The sequence below is a fragment of the Micromonospora sp. NPDC047738 genome (genome assembly GCF_040642675.1).
Taxonomy (GTDB): domain Bacteria; phylum Actinomycetota; class Actinomycetes; order Mycobacteriales; family Micromonosporaceae; genus Micromonospora.
Genome location: NZ_JBEYSO010000009.1, coordinates 228,560 through 245,817 on the forward strand (window position 1 = coordinate 228,560; position 17,258 = coordinate 245,817).

Annotated in this window: 16 protein-coding genes; 14 read left to right on the forward strand and 2 right to left on the reverse strand. The window is 73.2% G+C overall.

The annotated features are described in order from the left end of the window. Positions 1 to 96 precede the first annotated feature (96 nt). The 5 genes from ccsA to ABZ783_RS17660 are packed head-to-tail and all read left to right on the forward strand — an operon-like array spanning position 97 to position 4,672. Positions 97 to 855, forward strand: coding sequence for a cytochrome c biogenesis protein CcsA (ccsA, locus tag ABZ783_RS17640; RefSeq protein ID WP_357439084.1), 759 nt, complete (start codon positions 97 to 99; stop codon positions 853 to 855). Beyond that, positions 855 to 1,262, forward strand: coding sequence for a cytochrome c maturation protein CcmE (locus ABZ783_RS17645; RefSeq protein ID WP_357439087.1), 408 nt, complete (start codon positions 855 to 857; stop codon positions 1,260 to 1,262). The genes ccsA and ABZ783_RS17645 overlap by 1 nt, the downstream gene beginning before the upstream one ends. Beyond that, on the forward strand, positions 1,252 to 3,174 hold the full coding sequence (locus ABZ783_RS17650; RefSeq protein ID WP_357439090.1) for a cytochrome c-type biogenesis CcmF C-terminal domain-containing protein: 1,923 nt from the start codon (positions 1,252 to 1,254) through the stop codon (positions 3,172 to 3,174). The genes ABZ783_RS17645 and ABZ783_RS17650 overlap by 11 nt, the downstream gene beginning before the upstream one ends. Next, positions 3,171 to 3,734 (forward strand): redoxin domain-containing protein, encoded by a 564-nt coding sequence (locus ABZ783_RS17655; protein WP_357439093.1) that lies wholly within the window; start codon positions 3,171 to 3,173, stop codon positions 3,732 to 3,734. The genes ABZ783_RS17650 and ABZ783_RS17655 overlap by 4 nt, the downstream gene beginning before the upstream one ends. 44 nt (positions 3,735 to 3,778) lie before the next feature. Further along, entirely contained in the window at positions 3,779 to 4,672 is an 894-nt protein-coding gene (locus tag ABZ783_RS17660) for a cytochrome c-type biogenesis protein CcmH (RefSeq protein WP_357439096.1), read from the forward strand. Between the two features lie 11 nt (positions 4,673 to 4,683). Here the strand turns inward: ABZ783_RS17660 and glpK are convergent, their stop codons facing one another. Both glpK and ABZ783_RS17670 read right to left on the reverse strand, forming a co-directional pair. Then, positions 4,684 to 6,201, reverse strand: a complete 1,518-nt coding sequence (gene glpK, locus ABZ783_RS17665; protein ID WP_357439098.1) for a glycerol kinase GlpK — start codon at positions 6,199 to 6,201, stop codon at positions 4,684 to 4,686. Further along, the gene (locus ABZ783_RS17670; protein WP_357439101.1) at positions 6,194 to 7,567 is read right to left on the reverse strand and encodes a transposase; all 1,374 of its coding nucleotides are present in this window, start codon (positions 7,565 to 7,567) and stop codon (positions 6,194 to 6,196) included. The genes glpK and ABZ783_RS17670 overlap by 8 nt, the downstream gene beginning before the upstream one ends. A gap of 24 nt (positions 7,568 to 7,591) precedes the next feature. Between ABZ783_RS17670 and tnpA the strand changes: the two genes are divergently transcribed. From tnpA to ABZ783_RS17715, 9 genes are all read left to right on the forward strand, one after another. Next, positions 7,592 to 8,017: an IS200/IS605 family transposase gene (tnpA, locus tag ABZ783_RS17675; protein ID WP_357439103.1), complete on the forward strand. Its 426-nt coding sequence runs from the start codon at positions 7,592 to 7,594 to the stop codon at positions 8,015 to 8,017. 242 nt (positions 8,018 to 8,259) lie between these two features. Beyond that, positions 8,260 to 9,546 (forward strand): erythromycin esterase family protein, encoded by a 1,287-nt coding sequence (locus ABZ783_RS17680; RefSeq protein ID WP_357439106.1) that lies wholly within the window; start codon positions 8,260 to 8,262, stop codon positions 9,544 to 9,546. 95 nt (positions 9,547 to 9,641) lie between these two features. After that, on the forward strand, positions 9,642 to 9,800 hold the full coding sequence (locus tag ABZ783_RS17685; protein ID WP_357439108.1) for a hypothetical protein: 159 nt from the start codon (positions 9,642 to 9,644) through the stop codon (positions 9,798 to 9,800). 90 nt (positions 9,801 to 9,890) lie between these two features. Further along, positions 9,891 to 10,781, forward strand: coding sequence for an alpha/beta hydrolase (locus ABZ783_RS17690; RefSeq protein WP_357439110.1), 891 nt, complete (start codon positions 9,891 to 9,893; stop codon positions 10,779 to 10,781). 9 nt (positions 10,782 to 10,790) lie between these two features. Further along, positions 10,791 to 11,558 carry a polysaccharide deacetylase family protein gene (locus ABZ783_RS17695; RefSeq protein ID WP_357439112.1) on the forward strand — a complete coding sequence of 256 codons (768 nt, stop codon included), beginning with the start codon at positions 10,791 to 10,793 and terminating at the stop codon, positions 11,556 to 11,558. Between the two features lie 177 nt (positions 11,559 to 11,735). Next, positions 11,736 to 12,311: a hypothetical protein gene (locus ABZ783_RS17700; RefSeq protein WP_357439115.1), complete on the forward strand. Its 576-nt coding sequence runs from the start codon at positions 11,736 to 11,738 to the stop codon at positions 12,309 to 12,311. Between the two features lie 11 nt (positions 12,312 to 12,322). Continuing rightward, the gene (locus ABZ783_RS17705; RefSeq protein WP_357439118.1) at positions 12,323 to 12,865 is read left to right on the forward strand and encodes a hypothetical protein; all 543 of its coding nucleotides are present in this window, start codon (positions 12,323 to 12,325) and stop codon (positions 12,863 to 12,865) included. 7 nt (positions 12,866 to 12,872) lie between these two features. Beyond that, positions 12,873 to 14,333 carry a hypothetical protein gene (locus tag ABZ783_RS17710; protein ID WP_357439120.1) on the forward strand — a complete coding sequence of 487 codons (1,461 nt, stop codon included), beginning with the start codon at positions 12,873 to 12,875 and terminating at the stop codon, positions 14,331 to 14,333. 48 nt (positions 14,334 to 14,381) lie between these two features. Continuing rightward, positions 14,382 to 17,144: an AAA family ATPase gene (locus ABZ783_RS17715; RefSeq protein ID WP_357439122.1), complete on the forward strand. Its 2,763-nt coding sequence runs from the start codon at positions 14,382 to 14,384 to the stop codon at positions 17,142 to 17,144. Positions 17,145 to 17,258 lie beyond the last annotated feature (114 nt).

Here is a 17,258-nt window from a genome sequence, read left to right on the forward strand (position 1 = left end):
TATTCCGAACGGAGGGATATAGGGCTACGAGCGCCTTATGGTGGGCTCCAGTCCCCACCTTCGGTCAAGCGCCCCTGGGACGCGGACAGGGAGATCATGCAAGCCTCCACGGTGGACCTCGTCGCGGACACGGCCAGAGCGGCCGCCGCGCGCCGGACGATGGGCTGGGTCGCCGGCGGGCTCGCCGCGGCGGCCACGGCGGCCGGCGCGTGGCTCGCGCCCCCCGACGAACTGCAGGGCGACGCGCAACGGCTGATGTACGTGCACGTCCCCGCCGCCTGGGTGGCGTACGCCGCGTTCGCGGTCGTGCTCGTGGCCAGCGGGGCGTACCTGATCGGCGGTGACCTGCGCTGGGACCGGTTCGCCCGGGCGGCGGCCGAGCTCGGCGTGGTGCTCACCGCCGCCGCCATCGCCACCGGATCCGTCTGGGGGCACCTGGTCTGGGGCACCTGGTGGGCCTGGGATCCCCGCCTGGTCAGCACGGCCCTGCTGCTGCTCACCTACGCCGGCTACCTCGCCCTACGGCGGGCGCTGGCCGAGCGGACCGGGGGACGCGACGGCGGCGACCACCGGGTGGCGAAGCCCGCCGCCGTCGCCGGGGTGGCCGGGTTCCTCCTCGTGCCCGTGGTGCACTTCTCGGTCGTCTGGTGGCGCTCGCTGCACCAGCAGGCGACGATGCTGGCCCCGCACCGGCCGCCGATCGACGCCCGGATGGCCACCGCGCTGCTGCTCGCCGTGGCCGCCGCAACCCTCGCCGCGTGCTGCGTGCTGCTGCACCGGGTGGTCCGACTGGAGCGCCGCCTGGCGCCCGAGCCCGCCCCCACCGCCGAACGCACCCGGGTGAGAGTCGGATGATGCGTCGCCGGACGGGCCGGGTGGCCCTCCTCGCCGTGCTGCTCGCCGCCAGCGGTCTGCTGGTCACCAGCGCGCTTCGCGACACCGTCACCTACTACCGGACCCCGGCAGAGCTGCTCGACGACCCGGACCTCGCCCGGCACCGGGTCCGCCTCGGCGGTGACGTGGTGCCCGGATCGCTGCGCCACGACGGCGACCTGGTGACGTTCCGGCTCGCGGCGGCGGGTCGCGAGATCGCCGTCGAGCAACGCGGCGCGCCGCCCGAGACGTTCCGGGAGGGAACCGGGGCGGTCGTCGAGGGCACGCTGTCGTCCGACGGTGTGTTCCGCTCGGACCACGTGGTGGTCCGGCACGGCAACGAGTACCGGCCGTCGTCCCCACCCGTGGCTCCGGTCAATGCTCGGTGACCTCGGCACCGCCAGCCTCGCCATCGGGCTGGCCTGCGCGACCCTGACCGCCCTGCTCTGGCTGCGGGTGGCCCTGTTCGACGCGCCCGTACGCACCGCCCGGCTCGGCAGCACCGCCACCCTGGCCGCCGCCGCCGTGGCCTGCGCCCTGCTGGAGACCGCGCTGCTCCGGCACGACTTCAGCGTACGGTTCGTGGCCGAGAACGGCGGCCGGCACGTCCCGCTCTACTACACGCTGACCAGCCTGTGGTCCGCGCTGGACGGCTCGCTGCTGCTGTGGCTGCTGGTCCTCGGCGGGTACGCGGCGCTGCTGGCCCGGCGCGCGTACCCGCCCCGGCTGCACGGGTACGCGATGGTGGTCGTCAGCGTGGTCATGCTGTTCTTCTTCGCGCTGTCCAGCTTCGCCGCGAACCCGTTCCGCCCGGTGAGCCCGGTGCCGACCGACGGCCCCGGACCGAACCCACTGCTGCAGCAGCACCCGGCCATGGGCGTACACCCGCCGCTGCTCTACGCCGGTTATCTCGGTCTGGTCGTACCCTTCGCGTTCGCGCTCGCGGCGCCGCTGGCCGGGCGGGACGGACGCGACTGGGTGCGGATGGCCCGCCCGTGGGCGCTGGTGGCCTGGGCCGCGCTCACCGGCGGCATCGGCCTCGGCGCCTGGTGGTCGTACGCGGTGCTGGGCTGGGGCGGTTACTGGGCCTGGGACCCGGTGGAGAACGCCTCCCTGCTGCCCTGGCTCACCGCCACCGCGTTCCTGCACACCACGCTGGTACGCGGCCGGACCGCCTGGCACAGCGCACTCGCCTGCGCGAGCTTCCTGCTGGTGCTGCTGGGCACCTTCCTCACCCGGTCCGGCGCGGTGGCCAGCGTGCACGCCTTCACCGATTCACCGCTGGGTCCGATGCTGCTCGGCTTCGTGCTGCTGGCGGTGGTTGTGTCGACCGTCCTGACCGGCCGGCGGGCCCCCGAACCGGCCCGCACCGGACGGCCGCGGGCGCTCTCCCGCCCCACCCTCGTGCTGGTCAACGGGGTACTCCTGGTGACCATCGCCGCAGTGGTGCTGATCGGCACGATCCTGCCGCTGCTGTCCGCCCCCTTGGGCGGGACCCGCGCGTCCGTGGGACCCGCCTACTACCAGCGCACCGCGGTGCCGCTGGCGGTGGTGGTGCTGCTGGTGCTGGGCGTGCCGCCCGCCCTACGTGACCGGTCGGCGGCGCTGCGGCGGCTCGCCGTGCCCGCCGGCGTCGGCCTCGGCACGGTGGCTCTGGTCGGACTGCTCAGCCGACCCGGCCCGGCCGCGCTCACCGCGTTCGGCGCGGCGGCGTTCGTCCTCACCGGACTGGCCGGTGACCTGGTCCACCGGCTGCGCCGGTCCGGCCCCCGCCCCGGCCGGCTCGCCGGGCTGGTCGCGCACGCCGGGCTCGCCCTGGTCGCGCTGGGCGTCGCCGGGTCGTCGGCGTACGGGCGGGACGCCGAACGGACACTGCGGGTCGGCGAGACCCTGCGGGTGGGTGACGTCGCGGTCCGCCTGGTCGGCGTGGACCGGACCGGCGGCAGCGGGAGCATGGCGGTGCGGGCCCGGCTGGCGCTCACCGCGTCGGGCCGCGCCGGCCCGGCGATCACCCCGGCGCTGCGCTATCACCCGGCCCGGGACACCGCGGTGACCGTGCCGGCGATCGGCACCGGCCTGCTGCGGGACACGTACGTCACGCTGATCGCGGTCAGCGAGGACAGCGGCAGCGCCACCGTACGACTCGCGGTGAACCCGCTCGTCGGCCTGATCTGGGCCGGCGGGGCGCTGACCGCCACCGGCGGGCTGCTCGCCGCCGCCCGCTCCACACGGCGGCCGGCCGCCCGCGCCGGCCGGGCGGAGCCCGCCCCGGTGGCCGTCGGTTCCGGAGCGGCACGGTGAGGCGCCCGGCGCTGCGCCGCCCCGGATGGCTGCGCGGCGGGCCGGCGGTGGTCCTCGTACTCACCGCTGTCGTCGGCACTCTGGTCGTCCTCGGCCTGCGCGCACCCGCCGCCCCGAACCCGGGCGAGGGGTTGGCGGTGGCGGGCACACCCGCCCCGGCGCTGTCCGGCCCCACCCTGGATGGTGGCCGCTTCGCGCTCTCCGACGTCCGGGGCCAGGTGGTGCTGGTCAACGTCTTCGCCTCCTGGTGCGGGCCCTGCCGGGACGAGCTGCCGCTGCTGGTCGACGCCGAGCGTGAGTGGTCGCCACGCGGCGTGCGGCTGGTCGGGCTGAACATCCGCGACGGTGCCGAGGCGGTCCGGGCGCTGCTCGACGAGACCGGCGCGAAAGGGCTGACCGTGGTGCCGGACCCGGACGGCACCCGGGCTGTCGAGTGGGGTGTGCGGGGCGTACCGGAGACCTTCGTGGTCGACCGCGACGGCCGGCTCGTCGACCGGCGGCAAGGCGTGGTGACCCGGCAGTGGCTGGAGCAGCGGATCGCGCCGCTGCTGGCCGGATGAGGTGGCGACCCGCCCCAGGGCTTCTCTCCCGCAGAGACGCCCTCGTGGCGCTCGTGCTCGTCGCGCTGGCCGCCGCGGCCGGCATCGGGCTGGCCCGGACGACGAGCGACCACGGCCGCCAGAATCCGGTCCGCGCGGTGGCTGCCGGGCTGCGCTGCCCGGCCTGCCAGGGCGAGTCGGTGGCGGACTCCCGGTCACCAATCGCCGTGGCGATGCGACAGGTGGTGGCGGACCAGCTCGCCCAGGGGCGGGACCGCGACGAGATCCGGCGCTGGTTCGTCCAGCGGTACGGCGCGGACGTGCTGACCGACCCGCCGGCCCGCGGGGTCAAGCTGCTGCTGTGGGGCGTACCCGCGCTGGCCCTGCTGACCGGCGGCTACGCGGCAGTGCGGACGCTACGCCCCCGCACCGGCCGGGCCCGTCCGGCCGCGCCGTCGACGCCGGACGCCCGGGGCGCGCGGCGAGCCTGGCGGGTGGCGTCGGTGGGGGTGGTGGCGCTGGTGGCGTCCGTCGCGGTCGCCGCCGACCGGCTCGACCCGCCCGCGCGGCCGGCCCCCGCCGACCCGGTCGCGGTCGCCCTCCAACTCGCCCACGACCTGGAGACGCAGAACCGGTACGACGCCGCGGCGCGGATGTACCAGGAGGCGCTGCGGGAGAGGCCCGACGACGGCGTCCGGCTGCGGCTCGCGTTCGCGCTGCTGCGGGCCGGTGACAGCACTGGCGCCCAACGCACCGCCCGGGAGGTCCTGGCCCGCGAGCCCGACTCCCCCGACGGCCTGCTCGTGCTGGGACTGGCGCAGCGGACCACTCAGGCCGCCGAGGCGGCGACGACCCTGCGGCGTTTCCTGGCCGTCGCGCCGGCCCACCCGGCCGCCGCGGAGATCAAGCGGCTTCTCGCCGCGCCGCCGGCATCTGGCGGACCCTCCCGTGGAGGGTAAAGGTACGGCGGTCAGTCCACCTCGACCCAGTCGAGGGTGCGCTGGACGGCCTTCTTCCACCGGGCGTAGCCGTTCTCCCGCTGCTCCGGTGACCAGGCCGGCTGCCAGCGCCTGCTCTCGTTCCAGTTCGCCCGCAGCTCGTCGGTGTTCTTCCAGAACCGCACGGCGAGGCCGGCCGCGTACGCGGCGCCGAGCGCGGTGGTCTCGGCGACCACCGGCCGGCTGACCGGCACGCCGAGGATGTCGGCCTGCAACTGCATGCACAGGTCGTTGACGGTGACCCCGCCGTCGACCTTGAGGCATTCCAGATGCACCCCGGAGTCCTGTGCCATGGCCTCGGCCACGTCCCGGCTCTGGTAGCAGATGGACTCGAGGGTGGCCCGGGCGATGTGGGCGTCGGTGTTGTAGCGGGACAGGCCGACGATGGCGCCGCGGGCGTCGGAGCGCCAGTACGGTGCGAACAGCCCGGAGAAGGCGGGCACGAAGTACACGCCGCCGCTGTCCGCCACCTGGCTGGCCAGGATCTCACTCTGCGCCGCGCTGCTGATGATCTTGAGTTGGTCGCGCAGCCACTGCACGGCGGAGCCGGTGACCGCGATGGAGCCTTCGAGCGCGTAAACCGGTGCCTCGTCGCCGAACTGGTAGCACACCGTGGTGAGCAGCCCGGCCTTCGACCGCACGATCTCCCGGCCGGTGTTGAGCAGCATGAAGTTGCCGGTGCCGTAGGTGTTCTTCGCCTCGCCCGGGGCGAAGCAGACCTGCCCGACCGTGGCGGCCTGCTGGTCGCCGAGGTCGCCGGTCAGCGGGACCGGGCCGCTGAACGGTCCGTGCGGCCCGGTGCTGCCGTACGAGCGCGGGTCCGACGACGGCCGGATCTCCGGCAGCATGGCGCGGGGAATGTCGAAGAAGGACAGCAGCTCGTCGTCCCAGTCCAGCGTCTCCAGGTTCATCAGCATCGTGCGGCTGGCGTTGGTGGCATCGGTGACGTGCACGCCGCCCTCGACCCCGCCGGTGAGGTTCCACAGCAGCCAGGTGTCGGTGTTGCCGAACACGGCCTCGCCCCGCTCGGCGGCCGCACGGACCCCGTCCACGTTCTCGAGGATCCACTGGATCTTCCCGCCGGAGAAGTACGTCGCCGGCGGCAGCCCCGCCTTGCGCCGGATGACGTCGCCCTTCCCCTCACGTTCCAGCGCCGCGGCGATGCGGTCGGTGCGGGTGTCCTGCCAGACGATGGCGTTGTAGTAGGGCCGGCCGGTGCGGCGGTTCCACACCACCGTGGTCTCGCGCTGGTTGGTGATGCCCAGCGCGGCCAGGTCGGCGGCGGTCAGACCGCGCGCGTTCATGGCGGTCCGGATCACCGTCTGGGCCCGCTCCCAGATCTCCAGCGGATTGTGCTCGACCCAGCCGGCCTGGGGCAGGATCTGCTGGTGTTCGAGCTGGTGGCGGCCGACCTCGTTGCCACCGTGGTCGAAGATCATGAAACGGGTGCTGGTGGTGCCCTGATCTACCGCACCGACGAAGTCAGCCATGCCGGGTCTCTCCTTGTCGTGCTCGTCGGGAGGTCGCGGGCCGTCGGCGTCGCAGGTCAATGGCGACATTGACATCCACTCCCGCCTGGCGGGAGATTCCCGTTTCCAGCGTCGGTTGTCTGTGACGCTGGGTGGGTGGTCGACAGGACGCCTTTCGGCTCCTGTCCCGGACTGCCCGCCCGGTGAGTGGGGACGGCGCCTCGGCGGCGTCCCTGATGTTGATCGCCGCGTTCACGTCAGCGTTGGCCTGGTGTCCGCAGGACCCGCACCGGAACATCGCTTGGCTTTCGCGGTTGTTCCGGTCGGTGTTCCCGCAGCGGCTGCACCGCTGGGAGGTGAACGCGGCTGGCACCCGCACGATGCGGGTGCCGGTGGTACGTGCCTGGTTGGCCAGGGGCACGTGGAACAGCCCCCAGCCTTTGTCGAGGATTGCCCGGTTCAGTCCGGCCTTCGCGGCCACGTTGAGGCCAGGCTCGGTGGCGGTGCCCTTCGCGGTGGCGGTCATGGCCCTGATGTTGAGGCGTTCCAGCTTGACGGTCGCGTGCTGGGTGCAGAGCCGGTTCGCCGCCCACATCACGAAGTCGCGGCGCCGGTTGCGGATCTTCGCCTCGGTCCGGGCGATCTCCGCACGGACCTTACGCGCACGGTTCGAGGTTGTCGCGCCGCGCTTGCGGCGGATGGTCTCCTGCCGGCCGGCCTTCGACTTCAGCCTGGCCAGCTGGCGCTCCTGATCGGGTGAGGTGAAGGCGCGGTTCCACATACGCCCGTCAGACATCGCCAAAGCGACCTTCACTCCACGGTCAACACCCACAACAGTGGCGGGCCGGGCGTGCGCCTCGGGCGCCTTGACGTCGGCGTGGACGCCGAACCCGACGTGCCAGGCCACACCGTCGAAGGACGCTACCGCGTTGCGGACCGTGCCGCCCAAGGGGCGGGACCAGCGGAACTTGACATCGCCAATCTTCGGGAGGCTGACGGCGCCCCAGCGGCGGTTGAGGTGGCGGACGTGGATCGCCTGACCGGGGAACGGAATCGACAGCCGGGCAGACCGGCGTCTATGCGTCGGCGCCCCGGCGGAGTGCTGCGGGTTCCACCAGTTGCGGTACGCCTGATCCAGTTGGCGCAACACCTGCTGACCAGACTGCGCCGGCAGGTCCGCCACCCAGTCGAAGTCCTTACGCGCCTCCGTCAAGAAGGCGCACTGGGCGGTGACCCCGAGGGTGACCTTGCGCTGCTGCCAGGCGAACTGGCGCTGTTCCAAGGCGCTGTTGTACAGCCAGCGGCACGTGTGCCCCCACGCAGTCAGGCGCTGCGCCTGCTCATCGGTGGGGTATAGCCGGTATCGCCGGCCAGTGTCCGCTTTCACACCGCCAATCCTACAGTTGGTTTCATGGCCATCGATCACCCGGTTCGCACCGGCAGACACTGTCTCTTCCTGCTCCACGCCCATTTGGTTTTCGTTACGAAGTATCAGGCGCCCGTCTTCACCGACGAACACCTGCGCTACCTCGAACAGGTGATGCGGGACGTGTGCGAACAGTTCGAGTGCGAGCTGGTCGAGTTCGACGGCGACGACAACCACGTCCACCTGCTGGTCAACTTCCCACCCAAGGTGACACTGTCCAAACTGGTCAACTCCCTCAAGGGCGTGTCCTCACGTTACCTGCGCCGCGACTTCCCTGAGATCCGCCGCTACTACTGGCGCGGCGTCCGGCTGTGGGCCGGCTCCTACTTCGCCGGCTCCGTCGCCGGCGCGCCGCTGTCAGTGCTGCGCCAGTACATCGAACAGCAGAACCGCCCCGACCAGCCGAGATGACGCCAAGAGCCCTCGCGGCCTTCGACCACCCGGAATCGGAAAGCCGACTCACCACCGCCCTTAAGGACGGCGCACCGCGGCTTGTCTTGGTAATCACTTCGGCGGAAGGTCACCGCCTGTACTTTCCGTCCTGTTGGGTCCACATGAGCCACGGCCGGCGCGCCGGATTTGCGGCGGGCGGCGCGCCGAACTCGGGGTGGGCGGCCTCGCATGGCTGCTACCGCAACGGGTACCGCCCGCCCATGGGACGCTACGACGACGAGGTCGTCGGCCTGGCGGCGCCGCTGGCCGACCCCGGAGACCTGGACGCACTGCTGGACCGGGTGGGCGACGCCCGCGTGGTGATGCTGGGCGAGGCGAGCCACGGCACGCACGACTTCTACACCTGGCGCGCGTGGATCACCCGCCGGCTGATCGAGGAGAAGGATTTCTCGTTCGTCGCCGTCGAGGGCGACTGGCCGGACTGCGACCGGGTGGACCGCAGCGTCCGCTGCGGGCCCGACGCACCGGCGGACCCCCGGGACGCGCTGGCCACCTTCGAGCGCTGGCCGACGTGGATGTGGGCCAACGAGGAGATCGTCGACTTCACCCGCTGGCTGCGCACCCGCAACGAGCGGGTGGACGAGCCCGACCGCGCCGGATTCCACGGCCTGGACGTGTACTCGTTGTGGGAGTCGCTGCGCGAGATCCTCGTCTACCTGCGCGAGCACGACCCGGAGCAGGTACCGGCGGCGCTGGCGGCGTACGGCTGCTTCCAGCCGTACGAGGAGGACGCGCAGCAGTACGCGCTGGCCACCCGCCTGGTGCCGACGAACTGCGAGAACGAGGTCGTCGACCTGCTCGTCGGGCTGCGCGAGCGGGCCGCCGCCGACGGCGCGGGCCGCTTCGGTGCCTGGCAGAACGCGGAGGTCGTGGCCGGGGCGGAGCGCTACTACCGGACCATGGCGCGCGGTGGCCGCGAGTCGTGGAACGTCCGCGACCGGCACATGGACGACAGCCTCGACCGCCTCCTGCGGCACTACGGGCCGGCGGCGAAGGGGGTCGTCTGGGCGCACAACACCCATGTCGGGGACGCCCGCGCGACCGACATGACCGACGCGGGCGAGGTCAACATCGGCCAGCTCGCCCGCGGACGGTACGGGGCCGACCAGGTCGTGCTGGTCGGTTTCGGCACCCACCACGGCACCGTGGTCGCGGGCGACGCCTGGGGTGCGCCGATGGAGGTGATGCCGGTGCCGCCGGGCCGCCGGCACTCGCTGGAGGAGGTCCTGCACGGCGCCGCGCCGGCGCAGGCCCTGTTCGTGTTCCCCGGCGACGAGCCGCTGGATCTGCTCACTGACGAACTCGACCACCGGGCGATCGGCGTCGTCTACCACCCGGAACGGGAGAGCTTCGGTAACTACGTCCCCACCGTGCTCGGCGACCGGTACGACGCGTTCTGCTGGATCGACGAGTCCCAGGCGGTCCGGCCGCTGCGCCTGCGGCCCACCGCCCTCGCCGAGCCCGAGACGTACCCCTCGGGCGTCTGATCCCGCGCGGCCGACCGTTTGACCCCAGGGGCTGCGGGAACGCAGATCTCTCCAACCGGAGTCGCTTCAGGCTCTTGAGCACACGGGAGGCTGACATGGCCGATCGCGAGAAGCTTCACGACCTGCGCCAGCAGGCCCACAACGCCGGCATCGAGGGCAACTCCAAGATGACCGAGGGCCAGCTGCGGCAGGCGCTCAACAAGGTCAACAAGGGCGCCAATCCGCAGGAAGCCAAGCGGCAGGCCAAGGGTTGACATCAGCTCGCTCGCGGCGGTGCCGGGCAGAGGCGCCCGGCGCCGCCGTCGTGCGGCGCACCGCTCCTGCCGCCCGACGCGGAGGTCCTGATGTACGACGGTTTTGAGGCATTCGACCTCGCCAGCAGCGGTACGACGATCCACGGACGTCGCGGCGGCCAGGGGGAAGCGGTCCTGCTCCTGCACGGCATTCCCGAGACCCACCTGATGTGGCGGCACGTGGCGCCGGCGCTCGCCGAGCGGTTCACCGTGGTCGCCACCGATCTGCGCGGGTACGGTGCCAGCGGCAAACCGCCGACCGGCCCGGACCACGCGCCGTACAGCATGCGGGAGATCGCCCGCGACCAGGTCGAGGTCATGGCGCAGTTGGGGTACGACCGGTTCAGCGTGGTCGGCCATGACCGGGGCGCGCGGTGCGCGTACCGGATGGCGTTGGACCGTCCGCGGGCGGTCACCCGGCTCGCGGTGCTCGACGTCATCCCGACCGCGGACACCTACCGCAACGTGGACCGGGAGTTCACCCGCGGCTTCTGGATCTGGTCCTTTCTGTCCGCCCCGGAACCGGTCCCCGAACGGCTGATCGCCCAGGCCCCCGACGTCATCGTCAACCACATGCTCGACGCGTGGTCCGACCAGCCGGAGGCCTTCCCGGCCGACATCCGCGCCGCCTACGTCGACGCGTTCCGGCATCCCGACACCGTCCACGCCGTCTGCGAGGAGTACCGGGCGTCGATCACCCTCGACGTCGCGCACGACGAGGCCGACCGCGGCCGGCGGCGGATCAGCTGCCCGGTCCTCGCGCTGTGGAGCGGCACCGGGTTCCTCGCCGGCCGGTACGAGCCGCTGATGGTCTGGCGGCAGTGGGCGGACGAGGTGCACGGTGGCCCGATGCCGGCGGGGCATTTCCTCGCCGAGGAAGCGCCCGCGGAGACCGCACGCCGCCTCCTCGATTTCCTCTCCATCACTCCGGCGGCGGCTTAGCATCGCGGAGTGTCACCGGATCGCCGCGGCGCGCTGCGCGCCGCCGCCACTGCGGCCGCCGGACTTGTCGGACTGGCTGGCTGTAACCCGGCGCGCCGACCGTCGGTCGCCCGGTCGGCCACGTCGCCGCCCGCCTCCCCGCCCCCGTCGGCCGCCGGGGCCTCCGCTCCTCCCGCCCTACCGGGGGAGATCAGCAGCGGACCACGGGACCGGCCCAACGTGGCGCTGACCTTCCATGGCCAGGGGGAGCCCGCCCTCGCCCGCCAGTTGCTGGCCGAACTGGAGCGGGCCGACGCCCGGGTCACCGTCTTCGCGGTCGGTACGTGGTTGGCCGACCAGCCCGCGATGGCGCGGCGAGTCCTCGACGGCGGCCATGAGCTGGGCAACCATACCGAGAACCATGCCGACATCAGCCGGCTGACCCCGGGCGAGGCGTTCGCTGAGATCAACCGGTGCGCCCAGCGGATCAAGCAGCTCACCGGCTCGATCGGCGTCTGGTTCCGCCCGTCGCAGACCCAGCACGCCAACGCCATGGTCCGCGCCCAGGCCAGCCGGGTGGGCTATCCGACGTGCGTGTCGTACGACGTCGACTCGCTCGACCACACTGACCCGGGTGCACCGTTGGTGGTCCGGACCACGATGAGCCAGGTCCGGCCGGGTTCGATCGTCAGCCTGCACTTCGGCCACCGGGACACGCTGGCCGCCATCGGGCCGATCCTCGACGGGCTGCGCCAGCGGGGTCTGCACGCCGTGTCGATGAAGAAGCTGCTGACCTGATGCTCGTTGTCGGGTGGCCTCGCCGGCCTCCCTGGGGCGACGGCGGTGGCCGCCGGCCGCAGCGGGATCATGCGCTGGTCCTGGCGCCGGTGCGGGCAGCCGGCGCCAGGGCCGATTCGTGACGGCGTAGGGAATCACCCGATTACCCGGCGGCCCCCGCGCCATAGCGTCGACCGCATGGCCCGTCACCTGTTCGCGTCGGTCCGCCCCGCGGGGCGTCCCGCCGCACCACGCGCCCGAGCCCGTGCCCCCCGAGGGCGGCGGCTGCTGCCGCTGCTGCTGCTCGCCCTGCTCGTACCCGCTGCCTGCGACAGCTCGGCCGACTCCTCCGCGTCGAACGGCACCGGCTCGGGGGTCGACGCGAGATCGGACGACCTCGGCAAGCTCGCCGACTCCGTGCCGACGTGCCCCTTCACCGCCGACCGGGTGTCCGAACTGCTCGGCAAACCGATGAAGGACCAGGGCAACTGCGCGTTCGGCGACGGCAACGGCGTCGCCAGCCTCACCATCACCATGGCGTCCGAGTTCGCCGGTGCGACGACCTACGACTACCAGCACGAGCAGGCCGGCGAGCAGTACGACAAGGTGGTGGACCTCGGTGACCGGTCGTACCTCGCCGCCAAGGACATCGCGGGAGAGGCCGTCGTGGTCAGCCCCAAGGGCAGCTACACCATGATCATGAGCAGCTTCAGCATGGACGTCGCGACCTATGAGCAGAAGCTGCGTCAACTGCTCGACGCGCTGCCGGAGTGAGGGGGATCCAGATGCGTGGCAGACACCTCGCGGTGCTCGGTGTGGCCGTGGTCGCGCTCGTGCTGCCCACCGCTTGTGGCGGCTCGGACGACAAGCCCGCCGCGGGCGGCAAGCCGGCCCCGACGACCGCGGCGGAGCCGGCAACCGGGGAGAACAGCCCGGCGGGCGAGGAGAGCAGCCCGGCCTCCGCGCTGCCCGACGCCTGCACCCTGGTGTCCAAGGCGGACGCGGAGAAACTGGCCGGCACGCCGGTGGACGACGCGGTGGCGGTCCGGGAGAGCTGCACCTACACCGCACCGGTCACCGGCCCGACCGCACAGGTCGAGGTGTACGTCGGTGACGGCGCGAAGAAGTACCTCGACATCGAGCGCGACCTCGGCCACGAGGTGCGGCCGCTGTCCGGGGTGGCGGACGAGGCCCACCTCACGCTGGAGGCGTTCTTCATCAGGAAGGCCGACGTGTGGGTGGCGGTCCGGCTGGTACGGCTCAACGACCCGGCGGAGAACCGCAAGCCGCTGGAGGGCCTCGCCCGCGTCGTCGCCGGGCGGATGTGAGGTGTCGATGCGACCCCGTCGAGGGCGGGCCCTGCTCGCCGCCGCCGTCGCGGTCCTGATCGCGCTGACCGGCTGTGACAGTCTCCGGCCGGCGGTGCGAACCGACGCGACGATGGGCGACGCGGACCTGCGCTACGGTGCCGCGCCGGCACCCGCTTCCGGGGTCACGCTGCAACCTGACGTCGTCCTGGTGGGCGGGGGCGGCCGCTCGGTGCGTTCGGTCACCGCCGACGGGCTCACCTGGCGCATCGACGCGGCCGCGAGGAACGCCCGGCAGCTCGAACCCGGCAAGGTCATGTTCATCACCGGCCGCGGCGTCGGCCGGGTGCTGGACATCGCCGAGGACGGCGGTGACCTGCTGGTGACCATCGGCCCGGTGGACATCACCGAGATCATCCGGGACGGCACCTTCGAGAAACAGGGCGTCACCCTCGACGATCCGGTCACCTACCCCGCCGGCGAGCCGTCGTGGGCCGAGGACCAGCCGACGCCACCGAGCACCTTCGGCCGGAGCCGCCCGGTGCGGCGGCCGCCGCTGCTCGGGTCGTCCGACCCGCCGGTGCAACCACCCCCGCAGCGGGGTGGCCGGGTCGGCACGAGAACCCACGGCTACCAGGTGTACTCCAGCTGCTGTTCCGACGGCGTGGGCGCCCATTTCGCCTACGACGACGGAGGGGTCCGGCTCGTCGGCACAGTCACGCTCACCTTCAAGCGACCGGACGCCGCCTTCCACCTCGCCATCGGCGCCGGGAAGGTGACGCGGGCGGAGCTGGAGATCAGCGGTGGGTTCGGGATCAAGGTCGACTTCGAGGGTGGCATCCAGGACGGGCAGAACCACAAGAAGGTGTTCCCGATCCCGGTCGACATCTCCTTCCCCATCGGTCAGGTGATCGGGATCCCGCTCTCGTTCACGGTCAGCCAGACCCTCGAGGTCGCCACCGCGTTCGGCGCCAAGGCGGGCACGGTCAAGGGCTCGGGTGAATACTCCCTGGCCGGCAAGCTCGGCTTCGGCTACGTCAACGGCAGCGTCGGGCCGCGCGTCACCGAGCAGTTCCAGCGCCGCAAGAGTCTGCTCAACTCGCTCACCGGGGTACCGGTCGGGGTCATGGGCCTGGTCATCCGCCACGGCGTCCGGTTCACCGTCGGCCTCAGCGCCTTCCTGTTCACGGCCGGCGTCTACTTCGAGCTGACCACGTCGTACGGCTCGACGCTCGGCTCCGCCCTCGGCGCGCCGTACGCGCAGTGCCGGGGGGTGGGCATCGGAGTGAAGGCCGTCTTCGGCGTCGGTTACCGGATCCTCGAACCCGTGGTGAAGGTGATCAACAAGATCCTCAGCCTGTTGACACCGAGTAGAGCGCCGACGATCCCACCCGTCGTGGCGGCGAGCGGACCGCGCTGGAGCGCCGACGTCTACCGCAACGAGGAGGTCATCCCGAACGTGGCGGTGTGCGGACACGCGCCGAAGTGAGCGACCACATCGCTCGGCGGGATGGCACGGCTGTGCCATCATCCCGCCATGGACGCCTCCCTCGTCGGCCGTGACGCGACCCTCGAGCAGACCTGGCGAGCGCTGGTGGGCGGGGCGTCGGCGCTCCTGGAAGGCCCCAGTGGCATCGGCAAGACCGCGCTGTGGCGGGCCGTCGTCGCCCGGGCCGAGCGGTCCGGCTGGGTCCTGCTGGCCAGCGCGCCGACCGAGGCCGAGGCCGTGTTGCCGTACGCGGCCCTGGCCGACGTGCTGCGGCCGCTGGCCGGCCGGGTGGCGGCCCTGCCCCCGCCACAGCGGATCGCCGCCGAGGTGGTGCTGCTGTCCGCCGACCACGACGAGGCGATCGACGAGCGGGCGGTGGGGGCGGCCACCCGTTCGTTGTTCGAGGCCGCGACGGGTGGCGAGGTGCCGGTGCTGCTCGCCATCGACGACGCGCCCTGGCTCGATCCGCCGAGCGAGCGGGCCCTGCGGTTCGCGCTGCGCCGCCTTGCCCGCTGGCCGGCCACCCTACTCACCCGCCGTACCGACGCGGCCGGGGCGCCCGCCCTCCCGCTCGGGCTCGACGACGACCGGGCCGGCGACCGCCGGCTCACCCGGATCGGCGTGCCGCCGCTGGGCCCGGCGGCGCTGCACCGCATCGTGCAGGCGCGGCTCGGGGGCACGCTCAGCCGCCCCTTGCTCGCCCGGATCACCCGGGACGCCGGGGGCAACCCGCTGCTGGCCATCGAGCTGGCCCGGGCGGTGCTGCGGTTGCCCCGGCCACCGCGGCCGGGCGAGGACCTGCCGGTGCCGTCGTCGATGCGTCAACTGCTCGCGGACGCCCTGCGGGCACTGCCCCGGCCCAGCCGTGACGCGGTGCGCCTGGCCGCGCTGCTGAGCGTGCCCACCCTGCCGGACCTGCACGCGGCCGGCGTGCCGGTGGACGCGTTCGACGCGGCGGAGGAGGCTGGCCTGTTGAGCGTGACGCCGAGGCGGATCAGCTTCGCCCACCCGCTGTACGCCGCCGCGGTGCGCGAGAGCATCCCGTCCGGCGTCCGGCGCCGGCTCAACGGTGTGCTGGCCGAGGCGGTGTCCGACCCGGACGAGCGGGCGCGGCAGCTCGCCCGGTGCACGGTGGCGCCGGACGAGGCGCTCGCCGCCGAACTGGCCGCCGCGGCCGCACGCCAACACTCCCGGGGCGCTCCCGCCGTCGCCGCCGAGTGGTACGACCGTGCCGCCGACCTCACGCCCCCGACGGCCGCGGCGGATCGGGACCGGCGGCGCCTGGACGCGGTGCAGTGCCGGATCGACAGCGGCGACTACGCGGCGGCCGGTGCGGCGGCGGACGCCGCCGCCGGACAGCTGACCGGCGCGGCGCACGCGGAGGCCCTGCTGCTGCGCGCCATGGTCGCCTGGTGCGTCGACGACCTCACCGGCGCGGTATCCCTCGCCCGGCGTGCGTTGGCCGCGGCCGAGGGGCATCACGACCTGGCCGGACGCATCCACACGCACCTGACCCTGTTCCAGGACGCTCCGGAGCCCGCCCGCCGGCACGCCGAGGCCGCCATCGCGCACCTGTCCGACCGGGACGAGCACCGTCCGCTGCTCACCGCCGCGCTGTTGCTGCTGTTCTTCCACGAGGTACGCGCCGGGCGTCCGGCCCGGACCGAACTGCTCGACCGGGCGCTGGTCCTGGAGGCCGGTGAACCGTCCTGGCTCGCCGGGTCGATTCCGGCGATCTGGTGGAAGGCCACGGACGATCATGAGCGGGCCAGGGCGCGGCTGCACCACATGCTGGGTCGGGCCGTGGCGCGCGGCGACGAACCGTGGCAGCACGAGATGCTCACCCACCTGGGCGAGGCCGAGCTGCTGGCCGGCCGGTTCGACGCGGCCGGGGAGCACATCGCGGCGGCCCGCGAGCTGGGCGAGCAGCTCGGCACCGGCCTGGTCGGCGAGACCTGGCTGGCCGGCATGCTGGACGCCTACCGGGGCCGGCTCGCCGAGGCCGGCGCGGTGGCCGAGGGCGGGCTGCGCCGGGCCGACGAGTTCGACGACGCCTGGTGCCGGCGGATCCACCTGCAGCTGGCCGGGTTCGTGGCGCTCTCCGCCGGCCGGATGGCCGAGGCCGCCGCCGCGTACGGGGCACTCGTCGCCGAGTTGGACGGCTCGGGGATCGCCGAGCCGCTCGCGCAGCGCTTCGAGCCGGACTGGATCGAGGCGTGCGTCGGTGCCGGTGACCTGGAGACCGCGCGCGCCGCGCTGGTCCGCCTCGCCGAGCGGCACGCCCGGCTGGGCCGCCCGTGGACCACCCTCGGCCTTGCCCGCAGCCGGGTGCTGGTGGACAGCGCCACCGGAGCCGACCCGGCCGAGGCGCTGGCCACGCTCGTCGCGGCGCGGGCGAGCGTGCCGGTGGACGTGCTGCCGCTGGACCGGGCCCGCTGCCTGCTGGTCGCCGGCCGGGCACACCGCCGGGCCCGCCGCCGCCGGGAGGCCCGCGAGGCGCTCGACGCGGCGGCTGCCGAGTTCACCGCCCTGGGCGCCGTCGCTTTCGCCGAGCGGGCCCAGCTGGAGCTGGCCAGGATCGGCCGGCGTACGCCGGCGCCGACCGTGCTCACCGCCACGGAGGAACGGGTGGCCCGGCTCGCCGCCCAGGGCCGCACCAACCGGGCCATCGCCGACTCGCTGTTCATCAGCCCGAAGACCGTCGAGGCCAACCTCGCCCGGGTGTATCGGAAGCTCTGCATCTCCAGCCGCGCCGAGCTCGGCGCGGCCATGGGCAGGCCGGCGCCACCGCCGGAGTCCATCTCCAGCTGACCGGAACGGCCGCGGGCCGACACCCGCCGGAACTATGTCCGGTTTTCGCCGTTTAAGGCGTGTTTGTCGGGTAAGCTTGCAGGCATGATCGAGGTGGTGCCGTCAACGGCCGAC